A 13,001-nucleotide genomic window follows, 5' to 3' on the forward strand; every position below is an offset into this window, starting at 1 on the left:
GCAAAAAGCGCAGGCGGCGGCGTGTCGGTATCTGCGGACGGCATAAAGGGTGATTTTTTACCCATTTGTAAGATAGAATAGCGGCCCATTTTTTCGGGCAGCTAAGCACATAGGGGCAGCGCATCCATGTTTAATCGTGATATGAAAATCGCCGGTTTTGACGACGAGCTCTGGAACGCCATTCAGGCGGAAGAGAAACGCCAGGAGGCTCATATCGAGCTGATCGCGTCTGAGAACTATACCAGTCCCCGGGTGATGGAAGCCCAGGGTAGTGCGCTGACCAATAAGTATGCCGAAGGCTATCCCGGCAAACGTTATTACGGCGGCTGTGAGTTTGTCGACATCGCCGAGGACCTGGCCATCAGCCGGGCCAAAGAACTGTTTGGTGCTGCCTACGCCAATGTGCAGCCGCATTCCGGCTCACAGGCCAACTCTGCCGTATTCATGGCGCTGCTCAAGCCGGGTGATACGGTTCTGGGCATGAGCCTGGCCCATGGTGGGCACCTGACCCATGGTGCCAGCGTCAACTTCTCCGGCAAGATCTACAACGCCGTCCAGTATGGCCTTAACCCGGACACGGGGCTGATCGATTACGATGAGGTGGAAAGCCTTGCCGTTGAGCACAAACCCAAGATGATCATCGCCGGTTTCTCAGCCTACTCCCAGGAGCTGGACTTTGCCCGATTCCGCGCGATTGCCGATAAGGTTGGCGCCTACCTGTTTGTGGACATGGCCCACGTGGCAGGTCTAGTGGCTGCTGGTGTTTATCCAGACCCGATACCTCATGCCCACGTGGTTGCGACGACTACCCATAAGACCCTGCGTGGCCCCCGTGGTGGTTTGATCCTGGCCTGTGACGATGCCGACTTGCAGAAGAAACTTAACTCCGCTGTATTCCCTGGCGGCCAGGGCGGCCCCTTGATGCACGTTATTGCTGCCAAGGCGATTTGTTTCAAGGAAGCCATGAGCGACGAGTTCAAGGTGTATCAGAAACAGGTGATCAAGAATGCCAAGGCCATGGCTGAGGTGTTTGTCTCCCGCGGATTCGATGTGATTTCCGGTGGTACAGAGAATCACCTGTTCCTGGTCAGCCTGATCAAGCAGGACATCACCGGTAAGGATGCAGACGCAGCCCTGGGCCGAGCGCACATCACCGTGAACAAGAACGCAGTACCTAACGATCCGCGTTCGCCGTTCGTAACCTCCGGCCTGCGCATCGGTACGCCCGCGGTGACCACTCGTGGTTTCGGGGAGTCCGAGTGTCGTGATCTGGCTGGCTGGATGTGCGATATCCTGGATAGCCTGGAAGATGAATCCGTTAATGACCGGGTTCGTGAGCAGGTTGAAGGCCTGTGTTCGCGGTTCCCGGTTTACGCCGGCTAAATAGCCTGATTGCGCCCTCGGGCAGGCCTTTTTGCCTGGCCCGATGGTTTGCAGGAGCTTCTGAGTATGCATTGTCCTTTCTGTGGTGAAGCGGATACCAAGGTAATCGACTCCCGGCTGGTGGCCGAGGGTGATCAGGTGCGTCGCCGCAGGGAGTGTCTGTCCTGCCGTGAGCGTTTTACAACGTTCGAGTCGGCTGAGCTTGTGATGCCTCGAGTGGTCAAGCAGGACGGCACCCGTCAGCCTTTCGATGAGGAAAAGCTCCGGGCCGGTCTGATGAAAGCCCTGGAGAAGCGTCCGGTGAGCATCGAGGAAATTGAGGCGGCACTGAATCGCATCCGATTCCGGTTGCGGGCGACCGGCGAGCGTGAGGTCAAGTCCATGCAACTCGGTGAAGAAGTGATGACGGAGTTGCGTCAATTGGACAAAGTGGCCTACGTGCGCTTCGCGTCGGTGTACCGCAGCTTTCAGGACGTCAACGAGTTCAAGGAAGAGATCGAGCGCCTTTCAGCGACCTCGGGCGAAGACCCGGTGGATGTAGCCAAGGCCCTGGCGGATAACCATTCTTCCGAAGGGCAGGCATGATCGACGCTCAGGACACGGCGTTTATGGCACGGGCGGTGCAGCTTGCATGGCGTGGTCGCTATTCGACGCATCCCAACCCGCGGGTGGGGTGCGTCATCGCCCGAGGCAGCAAGATTTTGGGCGAAGGCTGGCATGAGCGAGCGGGCGAGGCTCACGCAGAAGCGCGTGCACTCAGCCTGGCTGGGCCGGATGCCCGTGGCGCAACGGCCTATGTCACGCTGGAGCCCTGCAGTCATTTTGGCCGTACACCGCCTTGTGCCAAAGCGCTGATAGAAGCGGGCATCGCCCATGTGTTTGCGGCGACCAAGGATCCCAATCCCTCGGTATCCGGTCGCGGCCTGGATATGCTCCGTGAGGCAGGCATTCGTGTAACGGAAGGCCTACTGGCGGAAGAGGCCGTGCGATTGAATCCCGGCTTTATGAAGCGAATGAACGTTGGCAGGCCCTATGTCCGGCTTAAAATGGCTGCGAGCCTTGACGGCAGGACGGCCATGGCCTCCGGCGAAAGTCAGTGGATTACCGGCTCGGAGTCCCGCCGCGATGTCCAGCGTCTCAGGGCCATCAGCGATGCCATTCTGACAGGGGTGGGGACGGTTCTCGCTGACAATCCTTCACTGACCGTTCGTCGGACTGAATTGGGTGACATTGGTGACGCCACGGAGCCGTCCCGCCAGCCCCTGCGCGTGATCGCGGACCGGGACGCGCGTACGCCCCCGGGCGCTACGATCCTGCAGGGTGGCAATGTCCAGGTGTATTGCGCCTCCCCAACACTGGCAACCGCGCCGGCACAGGACCTTGCCGCGTTGGGCGTGGGCCTGACGGGTGTGGCCTGGAAGGATAATGGAATTGATGTTCGCGAGTTGCTCGACTCACTGGGGGAGTTGGGCATCAACGAATTGTTGGTGGAAGCTGGTCCAACGCTGGCCGGTACATTTATCAGCGAGCGTCTGGTAGATGAGCTATGGCTCTACCAGGCGCCGGTGTTCCTGGGCAGCACTGGCCGGCCCACGGCCAATCTGCCACTGGAATCCATGGCGGATAAGGTGCAATGGAAAGTGCTGGATCGCCGTCAGCTGGGCGAGGACCAGCGATTGATCCTCGCGCCGGGGTAACGGTTACTAAATTCATGGCTGCCGGCACCGACACTCGGGCGGGCAGGCCAACAGGATGCAAATACGGTATGGCACTGAATAGCATTAAAGACATTATCGACGATATCCGTCAGGGCAAGATGGTTATCCTGATGGACGATGAGGACCGGGAAAACGAAGGTGACCTGGTGATGGCCGCAGAGCACTGTACGCCAGAGGCTATCAACTTCATGGCCCGCTTCGGTCGTGGGCTGATTTGCATGCCGATGACGCGCCATCGTTGCGAACAGCTTGGCCTGCCGTTGATGGTGCAGCAGAATGCATCGGGTTTTGGCACCAAGTTCACCCTTTCCATTGAGGCGACTGAAGGCGTAACGACGGGTATCTCTGCCGCCGACCGTGCGCGAACTGTCCAGGCTGCTGTTGCCCGCGATGCAAAAGCGTCTGACCTGGTTCAGCCAGGCCATATTTTCCCACTGATGTCGGACCCGGGCGGGGTGCTCAGCCGAGCCGGCCATACCGAAGCATCCTGTGATCTGGCAGCCCTCGCCGGCTGCGAGCCTGCCGGCGTGATCTGCGAAATCATGAATGACGATGGGTCCATGGCCCGCCGTGAAGATCTGGAAAAATTTGCCGAAACTCACGACCTGAAGATCGGCACGATTGCGGATCTGATCCACTATCGGACATTGAACGAGCGCACCATTGAGTGCGTTGAGCAGTACGACCTGGATACCGAGTACGGTGTATTCAACTTGCGCACCTATCGCGACAATATCCAGGGTTCCACCCATCTGGCCATGGTGATGGGGGATATTGCGGCCGAGGACCCGGTGCTGGTGCGTGTGCACATCACCGATACTCTGCGTGACCTGCTTGGTGCCCGCCGCGCCGATTCCCGTAGCTGGCCATTGCATCATGCTCTGGAGAAGGTGGCGAGTGAAGGTCGCGGCGTCGTTGTCCTGCTCAATAGCGCCGAAGACAGCTACAATCTTGAAGATCGTATCCACGAATTTTTCGAGCAGGATAAAAAGTCCGCGGGTAAGGGCAGCTCCGGTGTCTATTTTACCGTTGGTACCGGCTCACAGATTCTGAGGGATCTCGGTGTTGGCAAAATGCGCCTGCTGAGCCCGCCCATCAAGTTTTCTGCCATTTCCGGGTTCGAGCTGGAAGTTGTGGAATACGTGCCCTACACACCCGAATAATGAACCCCGGCAGGCCCGTATCGTAACGGCGGGGCTGCCAAGAAGGAGCCATGCATGGCAGACATTAAAGTAATAGAAGGCGATTTCACTCACTGCAGCGGTAAATACGCACTGGTTGTCGGTCGTTTCAACGGTTTTGTGGTTGAGAGCCTGGTGGAGGGTGCGGTTGATACCCTGCGTCGTCACGGTATCGCCGATTCCGATATCACGATTGTACGGGTTCCCGGCGCCTATGAGATGCCGCTTGCGGTCAAGCGTGTGGCGGAAACCGGCAACCACGATGCGATTGTTGCGCTGGGTGCGGTTATTCGGGGTGGTACACCACATTTCGACTATGTGGCAGGCGAAGCCTCCAGCGGTCTGGGTGCGGTTAGTCTCGAAACGGATGTGCCGGTGACGTTCGGCGTGTTAACGGTCGATTCCATCGAGCAGGCAATCGAGCGGGCCGGTACCAAAGCCGGTAACAAAGGCGCCGAAGCGGCGATTACGGCCCTGGAAATGGTCAGCCTCTTCAAAAAGCTGGGTGAATAATGAGCGCATCGGAAGACAGTGCCGCGCAACCGGCCCCCGCGGGCCAACCTAAGGCAGGCGATAGACGCAGAGCCCGGGCTCTTGCGATGCAAGGCCTTTACCAGCGCCACTTCAGCAAGAGCTCGATCACCGATATCGAATCCGAATTCATCGTCGACAACGACATGTCGAAGGTAGATGCGGCCTATTTCCGCGATCTCCTCCGGGGGGTTCACCGGGAGCAGGCTGAGTTAGACCGTCTACTGGAGCCATTCCTCGATCGCCCGATCCATGAGGTGGATGCCATTGAGCTGGCGATCGTACGCCTGGGCGCGTACGAGCTCAAACATCGCCTGGACGTTCCATACAAGGTGGTGATCAACGAAGGCATCGAGATGGCCAAGAGGTTTGGTGGCACCGAAGGTCATAAGTTCGTCAACAGCCTTCTGGACAAGCTCAGTCACCGACTGCGACTGGCTGAGACCCGTCCCCGCTAAGTGATGGGTGAATTCGAGCTGATCCGCCGTTATTTCTTCCCCATCGCCGAGGTCGGAAATGCCTCCTCGGTTCTGCTGGGCCCCGGTGACGACTGCGCCATTCAGCGTGTTGAGCCAGGCCTGGACCTGGTCTTTTCGGTGGACGCCCTGGTCGAGGGCGTGCATTTTCCCCACCACTACGATCCTGAAAAGCTGGGCTGGCGAAGCCTTGCCGTGGCTGCGAGTGATCTCGCCGCCATGGGGGCCGATCCGGTGTGTTTTACCCTCGCGTTGACCCTTCCCGATGCTGATCCAGACTGGCTGAGCGCCTATGCCTACGGATTGGCAAGTGCGGCCAGACGCTTTGGGCTGTCGCTGGCTGGCGGCGACACCACGCGTGGCCCACTGACCCTGAGCGTGCAGGTTCACGGTACGGTACCGAAAGGTGGGGCCATCTTGAGGTCTGGAGCCCAGGTGGGAGATTACATTTGTGTTTCCGGTATGCTGGGAGAGGCTGGAGCGGCATTGGATCACCTTGAGAATAATGATCCCGGGCCGGACGTGCAGGCGGCTCTGCGAAGGTACCATTTTCCAGAGCCCAGGCTTGTGCTTGGCAGGGCTCTTCGGGGATACGCCACTGCAGCGGTGGATGTATCTGACGGTCTGGTGGCAGACCTGGGACATATCCTCGAGGCCTCTGGAGTTGCAGGCAGTATCGATGCGAGTCGGTTGCCACTGTCGCAACACCTGAAGCGCCTTGTGGGTCAGAATGCTGCCGGCCTGGCGTTGAACGCCGGGGACGATTACGAGTTATGCGTTACCCTGCCTCCGCAGGTTTGGGCTAGTCTCCCCGAGGATGTCCGGCGGGAGTTGACCGTTATTGGCGAGGTCGTTGCCGGGGAGGGTGTAACCATTGACTGGGGTGACCATATCGAGAGCCTGTCAGCGGGAGGATACGACCATTTCAGGAACTGATTCATGAGCAGCGACGATAACCTCCAGGAACCCGAGCTCACTGAAGCACTGCTGCCGCCAGGGTTTCTCCGTAATCCGGTCCACCTGTTGGCGTTTGGGTTTGGCAGCGGTACAGCGGCCAGGGCGCCTGGTACCTGGGGCAGTCTTGCAGCGATTCCCGCCTGGTTCTGTTTTGCCTGGTTGCCACCCGTGGCTTACTGGGGAATTGTCCTGCTGGCCTTCGTGATTGGGATCTGGTTGTGTGGCAAGACGGCAGCCGATCTCAAGGTCCACGATCATGGGGGGATCGTTTGGGACGAGTTTGTGGGCATGTGGATCGCGCTGGGACTCATCCCGGACAACATTTACGGCATTCTGATGGCTTTCACGTTGTTTCGGCTTTTCGATGTGCTCAAACCCTGGCCGATTAGTTGGTTGGATGAGTACTTGCCGGGCGGGCTGGGTATCATGGTGGACGATGTCGTGGCGGGTTTCATGGCGTTACTGTGCCTGCTCGCCATTGACCGGTGGTTGATGCCGATCATTGTCTGAGCATCGCTATGAGACTGGAGGACAGTCCCTATCAGTGGACCTGTTGCTCTTCCGGAAGAAGTCGCACTACATGCAGGAAACGCCTGAGGCCAGTTTCTGCGCGTTGCCGGGAGGCAAAAGGACCGCTGTCGAAGCCCTCCCGGGTGGTGAAATACCACTTGCTCCCGACGCAGAAGAACCGACTGCTTCGGAACGGTGCGGGGCCGTTTTCTCCGGACCGACGTTGGGTATCCATGTTGTCTCCTGAGCCCTTCAGTGCATTTGTGACACGTGTGGGCGCTATTTCAATTCTATGACTGTTTAAAATTAAATCAATTCCTGCCGAATTCAACATTTTTTTACATTTTTTGGGTAGACTTGATGCCTTCCCCGTAACCGGAGTGTCATCGGGTTACTGTAAACAGGCTGCATGTCTTGCCCTTGGCTCGGCCACTCTTCAAAATGCCTTTCAACCACAAGTGATTATCCGCCGGTGAAAGCTGGCGAACAGCACAAGGATATAGCATGAGTATCTATCACGTTTTAGTCTTTTTCAAGAAAGTACGATTCAGTGCAATGGCCCTTGTTGCCATGGTTTTGCTGGCGGGATGCAGCTCTACCATGAGCAACGTCCAAACCTGGGAGGGGGACGCCGTGGATTCCTCGCAGGCCGCCGTCCTCGAGTCCCCGGGTGAAATCCGGGTGCAGCAGGTGAATGGTCGCAAACTCGGTAACTTTCTAATGGATGACCTGGCCCTGAATTACGAGCTTTTACCGGGCGAAAATCAGGTTGTGTTTACCTATAAGACCATCTGGGCCAAGAGCGGCGTGGTCCGCAATGGCGAATCCAAAGTGCACGTTGTTGAAACTGCGCCCCAGGCAGTGATGATCAATGCGCAAGCGGGTGATACCTACCGTTTCAGTTTCGAGCCTCCCGCCAACAAAAGCGATGCCGAGGCTTTCGCCAATAATTTCACTGCTGATGTGGTTGATGGGTCCGGTAATGTTGTAGCCACCGCCAGCGCCTGGGATGGCCAACCTGCCGGCACTCGAACTGCTGCAAGGGCGCCGGTCGGCTCTGGTGGCGAAGGAGAAAGTGTCGGAGGCGCGAGCGCCGACTCGATGGGTACTCTGGGTGAGCTCAAGTCGCTTTGGGGTCAGGCCAATGAGGAAGAGCGACGGGCGTTCCTGCGTTGGGCCTTCGAGTAACCCGCAATCCTGACGGGCGGCGGCTCCGCCTGCCGCTCGCCATTGCCGTTCAGTTACGAAATCGCCTGAACGTTTTCCGCAGAGCACCTTCCATGACGTTCAGTGCCTCGTCAGTCAGAGTCGGGTGACTGTCGGGGTATTCGCGCGTGTCTTCTTCATACGGCGGCAAAGTCTCAGCCGCCGATTCGATTGATTTCAGGCTGTTTTCAAGCAGTTCCGGCAGTGAGTCGCCGTCAGCCACTACGTCGGGGCACAGGGTGAAATTGATCGTCAGACTGCCCTGATAGCTCACTGCAACAATCACCAATCCCATGCTGTCGAACAGGGGGGCGGAGTTGAACTGCCGCACCAACCGTGAACCTTGTAAGTACAGCGGCACTTGTGGCCCGGGTACGTTGGTGATCGGGAGGTTGAATACCGGCTGGTATCGTTGCGCAATCTGCAGTTCGGAATACAGTCTTGCGGAGAGTGCCAGCATGGTGGAGGGCAGGAGCTCTGTCAGCCTGTCTGCCGCAATGGCTTCACGGTAGGGTTCGGATTCCACCGCATTCCAGTGTATCCGCCGAATTCGCTCAGCGGGATTGGGCTCGGTGGTGGCCAGGTCCAGTAACATGGCGGACATCTGGTTGCCGGTGGCCTTGCGAAGGCTGCTTGAACGCACGGAAATGGGTGTCATCGCTACCAGAGAGCGTTCCGTTGTGGCATTGCTCTTGTCCAGGTATCGACTTAAGGTTTCAGCGCATAGGCCGAGGACGACGTCGTTCAGGGTTACATCACCGAGTGTTGCCTTGATGGCCTTGAGCCTGGACAGGTCCAGGCTGGCGGAAACGATCTTGCGGTTGGCGGTAATCTGGCGGTTAAACGGGCTGTGAGGTGCGGAAAACAGGGGGAACGGCAACGGCAGCTTTCGCATCTGCTTTTGTATAAGCCCGCGAGCAGTGGCTTCGGCCGCACTTATGGCGAGGGACGTCATTTGCAAGGGTTTGCGTAGCAGATTTGCACCGGTCTGGAGAATGACCCTTTCTTCGGACGGTTCCGGCTGTGGGTACCAGGGTCGCGGTGTTTCTATCGCTCTCGCCTTCGGTGAATATTCCAGAAGTTTGCCAATGATTTCCTCGCCACTGAACGCATCAATGGCGGCATGATGCAGTTTTACGATGAGCGCGAAACTCTTGCTGTCTACATCGTCGTCGAGTTGGAATCCGTCGACGAACGTGATGTGCCATAACGGGCGATCCCGTTTGAGCGGTTCTTCCAGAATTCGCGAGGCCAGCCCCATCAGGCTGTCGACTTTGCCGTGGTTGCCGAGGTTCACATAAGCCAGGTGCCGCTCAATACTGAAGTCTGGATCGTCAATCCAGTAGGGGCGCCCCAGCCGCAAGGGTATTTCCTTCAGGCGCTGGCGGAAGAGGGGGACCACGTGGAGCCGGCTTCGCAGATAGGCGACGAAGGTGCTGAAGGCCAGGGGTTTGTCGCGTTCTCGGGCATCAAAAAGATAGATGCCGCCAATGTGCATGGGGGCGGTTTCCGACTCCAGATACAGGAATGAGGCATCCAGCTCCGACAGCTGCCGCATGGTTTGAGCTCCGTTCACAGGTTCTTGCGTGGGGGCAGTATAAACGACTGCGCCACTATTCTGTTGGCCGTTTTGCCCCGGAGGCCTGTGTTGTGAAGTCAGGACTATTTTGGGCGATCATTCAGGGCTGCAGCCAGGCAGCAATGTCTGGAGAGTCTCCCAGCTTTTCCCAGAACCACATCAGAGCCTTGCCCTGGTCCTCGGCGTGGCGGGCCAGGTGAAGCTGGATAGCCTGCCTGGGTTCGTGGACTTTGAGTGCTATCAAACGGCCATTCGCCAGTTGATCTCGCACCCGTGCTTCCGGGAGCCAACCGACGGCAAGGCCGGTTTCTTGTACGGCGATCTTCTGGTCGATATTGGCAACGGTCACGGTTCGCTGGCGGCGGAATATGCCGGCGTGGCCGGGGGGCAAGGAGCGGGAAGTATCTGCAGCTACTGCTGCGGGGAAGCGAGCAATATCCTCCTCCTTTAATGGCTGAGAGGCCCTTGTCAGAGGGTGGTCCGGTGCTACTGCGTAGACGAACGTCATGTTTCCCAATGGTTTTGTGGTGAAAGAGCCTGCAGGTTTGCTCACCTGATCGGCGCCAACAACCAGATCAATTCGTCGGCTTTGCAGCGCATCCCAGGAGCCGGCGAAGACTTCTTCCACCAGTTGCACTTCCACCGGCACGCCGAGTTCGTAAAACTCTTTTACGGCGGGAAACAGGCACTCGGCCGGTAGCAGGGAGTTGAATCCGATTCGCAGTCGGGTTTCCCAGCCCTGGGCCACCTGGCGGGTGGTGTGGGCCAGGTTTTCAGCAGCTTCCAGCAGGGTGCGGCCCTCTTCCAGCAAATAGCGCCCGGCTGGGGTGAGGGCTGCTCGGTGGCCGGTGCGGTCGAAGATGGCGACGTTGAGGTCTTCTTCGAGTTTCTGGACGGTGTAGCTGATTGCCGAAGGGACGCGGAAGAGTTCGTTGGCGGCGCCGGCAAAGCTGCCTTTGCGGTCGATGGCATCGAGGACTTTGAGGGCGTCTATGGTGATGGCTGTGTGCATGTTCGAATTATCTGAATGTGTTGGCCAGAATTGATTGTTTGAGAGCGTAGCAGGGTGGCCGGTATTCTTCCTGTTAAAGATGTAAGGCTTATTCAGAAATTTGAAGGCTCGGAGTCAGATCACGCCAGGGATGCGTCGTAAAAACACGCCGTAAACCCATCCCTGGGGGATCGGCATTGCCATCCTTGGCAATGCACGGTTTTTACAACCCATCCCTGACGCGATCACAAACTATCGCAGCCGCCTTCTCAAAACATAAGGTTCAGGAGTATAGGGTTATGGGACTTCTCGTCGACGGCAAATGGCATGATCAGTGGTACGACACCTCGAAAACCGGCGGCAAGTTTGAGCGTGAGGCCGCCCGGTTCCGGAACTGGGTCACGGCGGATGGCTCGCCGGGGCCCGCCGGGGAGGGCGGTTTTCCGGCGGAGTCAGGCCGGTATCACCTGTATGTGTCGATGGCGTGTCCCTGGGCCCATCGGACGTTGATTTTCCGGGCACTGAAGGGGCTGGAGAAGCATATCTCGGTGTCGGTTGTGCATCCGGATATGCTGGAGAATGGCTGGGAGTTCCGACCGGATGAAGAGGCGCATCGGGACTCGGCCAATGGTAAGCGCTTCATGTACGAGGTGTATCTGAAAGCGGCGCCCGATTATTCCGGGCGGGTGACGGTACCGACGCTGTGGGACAAGCAAAAGCAGACAATTGTCAGTAATGAATCGGCGGATATTATCCGCATGTTTAACTCGGCATTCGATGGGCTGGATGGTGTCCGGAGTGACTTGGACTTTCACCCGGAAGAACTTCACGATGAGATCGATGGGGTGAACGAGCGGGTTTATCACACGGTGAACAACGGTGTTTATAAGGCTGGATTTGCGACTGCCCAGGATAAATACGAGGAGGCATACGGGGCGTTGTTTGAGTCTCTCGACTGGCTGGAGGAGCGCCTCTCGGGGCAGCGTTATCTGGCTGGTAACCGCTTAACGGAAGCGGATTGGCGGTTGTTTACCACGTTGATTCGATTCGATGCTGTGTATTTCAGTCACTTCAAGTGCAATCGTCAGAGAATTGCGGACTTTCCGGCACTTTCCGGTTATGTCCGGGATCTTTATCAAGTACCCGGTGTGGCAGATACGGTCGATATACGGCAGATCAAGCGGCACTACTACGTGAGTCAGCGTACGATCAATCCGACACAGATTGTGCCGGAGGGGCCAAGGTTGGATTTTACATCGGCCCACAAGCGGGAAGCGCTGGGGCCTGATTTTGAGGGCTAGGGCTGTTTGGGGATGATCAGCTGACCCGAGCGACCGCAACTTCGGTCAGTAGCGTAAGCGCATCCCGGTGATCAGATTCGGGAATGTCTTTCAGGCAGTCGAGGGCTGCCTGGGCTTCTGCTTTCGCGCGTTCCATGGTGTATTCCAGTGCGCCCGAACGGTTCACGATATCGAGGATACTGGGTAGGTCCTCCAGTCCACCTTTGCGGACAGCCTGGCGTATGAGCTGCTTCTCATCATTACTGCCGTTGGCCATAGCGTAAATCAGTGGCAGGGTGGGTTTGCCCTCGGCCAGGTCGTCGCCAACATTCTTGCCCATGGCTTCCGCATCGCCGCGGTAATCCAGTACATCATCCACCAGTTGGAACGCTAGGCCCAGGTGTTTGCCATAGGCGCTCATAGCCCGCTCCTGATCGTCATTTGCACCGGCGAGCAGCGCGCCGGTGTGGGAGGCTGCTTCGAACAGCATGGCGGTCTTGTTGTGAATCACTTCCATGTACTTGTCTTCGCTAACGTCCGGGTTTTTAACGTTCATCAATTGAAGGACTTCCCCTTCGGCAATTACAGCCGTGGCGTGAGACAGCACATCCATGATTTTCAGATTCTGGAGCTCCACCATCATCTCGAAGGCCCGGGCGTAGAGGAAATCACCTACCAGTACGCTGGGTGCGTTCCCCCAGCGCGCATTGGCGGTACTGCGGCCGCGACGCATGTCCGAGGTGTCCACCACATCATCGTGCAGGAGCGTCGCGGTGTGCAGGAACTCGATGACCGCAGCGAGTTTCAGGTGATCGTCCCTTTCATAGCCCAGGGCTCGGCTTGAGAGTAAAACCAGTAATGGCCTCAGGCGCTTACCACCACTTTCAATAATGTATTGGGCGATTTTCTCCACCAGGGGAACGTCGGATGACAGCCGTTTGATGATCAGGTCGTTGACGCGGCTGAAGTCGTCCGCGACGGTGTCGTAAATACGCTGGGCTGTCATGCGGCTGGTCCGATCCCTTGTCTGGTGTTTTCGTTGGAAAAATAGGCGGGTGCCGCAATGCTAGGTATTGCTGTGATCGGTGTCAACTTGGCTTGTAAAGCGGCGGCGGTTTTCGTACAATCACGCGCCCAACTCATCCCAACCTGCGCTCCCTGCTATAGGGTTGCCGAAGCGCTTCCCTTA

Annotated in this window: 14 protein-coding genes; 10 read left to right on the plus strand and 4 right to left on the minus strand. The window is 57.7% G+C overall.

From position 1 onward, the window contains the following. The first annotated feature begins 126 nt into the window (after positions 1–126). The 8 genes from glyA to AAGD24_RS04895 all read left to right on the plus strand — a co-directional run bounded on the left by glyA (position 127) and on the right by AAGD24_RS04895 (position 6,756). A complete protein-coding gene (gene glyA, locus AAGD24_RS04860) occupies positions 127–1,383 on the plus strand; it encodes a serine hydroxymethyltransferase (RefSeq protein ID WP_036203614.1) in 1,257 nt (418 codons plus the stop codon). A 66-nt stretch (positions 1,384–1,449) separates the two neighbouring features. Next, positions 1,450–1,968: a transcriptional regulator NrdR gene (gene nrdR, locus AAGD24_RS04865; RefSeq protein ID WP_007155557.1), complete on the plus strand. Its 519-nt coding sequence runs from the start codon at positions 1,450–1,452 to the stop codon at positions 1,966–1,968. After that, on the plus strand, positions 1,965–3,080 hold the full coding sequence (ribD, locus tag AAGD24_RS04870) for a bifunctional diaminohydroxyphosphoribosylaminopyrimidine deaminase/5-amino-6-(5-phosphoribosylamino)uracil reductase RibD (protein WP_036203617.1): 1,116 nt from the start codon (positions 1,965–1,967) through the stop codon (positions 3,078–3,080). The genes nrdR and ribD overlap by 4 nt, the downstream gene beginning before the upstream one ends. Before the next feature lie 68 nt (positions 3,081–3,148). Beyond that, positions 3,149–4,264 (plus strand): bifunctional 3,4-dihydroxy-2-butanone-4-phosphate synthase/GTP cyclohydrolase II, encoded by a 1,116-nt coding sequence (gene ribBA / locus AAGD24_RS04875; RefSeq protein WP_007155555.1) that lies wholly within the window; start codon positions 3,149–3,151, stop codon positions 4,262–4,264. 54 nt (positions 4,265–4,318) lie between these two features. Then, positions 4,319–4,795 carry a 6,7-dimethyl-8-ribityllumazine synthase gene (gene ribE, locus AAGD24_RS04880; protein WP_007155554.1) on the plus strand — a complete coding sequence of 159 codons (477 nt, stop codon included), beginning with the start codon at positions 4,319–4,321 and terminating at the stop codon, positions 4,793–4,795. After that, a complete protein-coding gene (gene nusB / locus AAGD24_RS04885; protein WP_036203620.1) occupies positions 4,795–5,271 on the plus strand; it encodes a transcription antitermination factor NusB in 477 nt (158 codons plus the stop codon). Before ribE ends, nusB begins: the two co-directional genes overlap by 1 nt. A 3-nt stretch (positions 5,272–5,274) precedes the next feature. Further along, a complete protein-coding gene (thiL, locus tag AAGD24_RS04890; protein WP_379866717.1) occupies positions 5,275–6,225 on the plus strand; it encodes a thiamine-phosphate kinase in 951 nt (316 codons plus the stop codon). A gap of 3 nt (positions 6,226–6,228) precedes the next feature. Continuing rightward, positions 6,229–6,756, plus strand: coding sequence for a phosphatidylglycerophosphatase A (locus AAGD24_RS04895; protein WP_036203625.1), 528 nt, complete (start codon positions 6,229–6,231; stop codon positions 6,754–6,756). Between the two features lie 31 nt (positions 6,757–6,787). On the opposite strand, the gene AAGD24_RS04900 is transcribed toward AAGD24_RS04895, so the two are convergent. Further along, complete coding sequence (locus AAGD24_RS04900; RefSeq protein WP_027830997.1) at positions 6,788–6,991, minus strand: DUF6316 family protein; 204 nt, start codon at positions 6,989–6,991, stop codon at positions 6,788–6,790. A gap of 269 nt (positions 6,992–7,260) precedes the next feature. On the opposite strand from AAGD24_RS04900, the gene AAGD24_RS04905 reads away from it, so the two are divergent. Continuing rightward, positions 7,261–7,944 (plus strand): DUF2057 family protein, encoded by a 684-nt coding sequence (locus tag AAGD24_RS04905; protein WP_075195672.1) that lies wholly within the window; start codon positions 7,261–7,263, stop codon positions 7,942–7,944. Positions 7,945–7,993: 49 nt separating this feature from the next. On the opposite strand, the gene AAGD24_RS04910 is transcribed toward AAGD24_RS04905, so the two are convergent. Together AAGD24_RS04910 and AAGD24_RS04915 are read right to left on the minus strand one after the other, a co-directional pair. Then, on the minus strand, positions 7,994–9,520 hold the full coding sequence (locus AAGD24_RS04910; RefSeq protein ID WP_136633156.1) for a wax ester/triacylglycerol synthase family O-acyltransferase: 1,527 nt from the start codon (positions 9,518–9,520) through the stop codon (positions 7,994–7,996). Positions 9,521–9,641: 121 nt separating this feature from the next. Beyond that, positions 9,642–10,553 (minus strand): LysR substrate-binding domain-containing protein, encoded by a 912-nt coding sequence (locus AAGD24_RS04915; protein ID WP_075195674.1) that lies wholly within the window; start codon positions 10,551–10,553, stop codon positions 9,642–9,644. 278 nt (positions 10,554–10,831) lie between these two features. On the opposite strand from AAGD24_RS04915, the gene AAGD24_RS04920 reads away from it, so the two are divergent. Then, positions 10,832–11,833: a glutathione S-transferase family protein gene (locus AAGD24_RS04920; protein ID WP_136634066.1), complete on the plus strand. Its 1,002-nt coding sequence runs from the start codon at positions 10,832–10,834 to the stop codon at positions 11,831–11,833. A 16-nt stretch (positions 11,834–11,849) separates the two neighbouring features. Here AAGD24_RS04920 and ispB read toward each other — a convergent pair whose 3' ends face one another. After that, complete coding sequence (gene ispB / locus AAGD24_RS04925) at positions 11,850–12,818, minus strand: octaprenyl diphosphate synthase (RefSeq protein WP_036203639.1); 969 nt, start codon at positions 12,816–12,818, stop codon at positions 11,850–11,852. Positions 12,819–13,001: the final 183 nt, after the last annotated feature.

The organism is Marinobacter sp. M5B (assembly GCF_042604615.1).
GTDB classification, from domain to species: Bacteria; Pseudomonadota; Gammaproteobacteria; order Pseudomonadales; family Oleiphilaceae; genus Marinobacter; species Marinobacter salarius.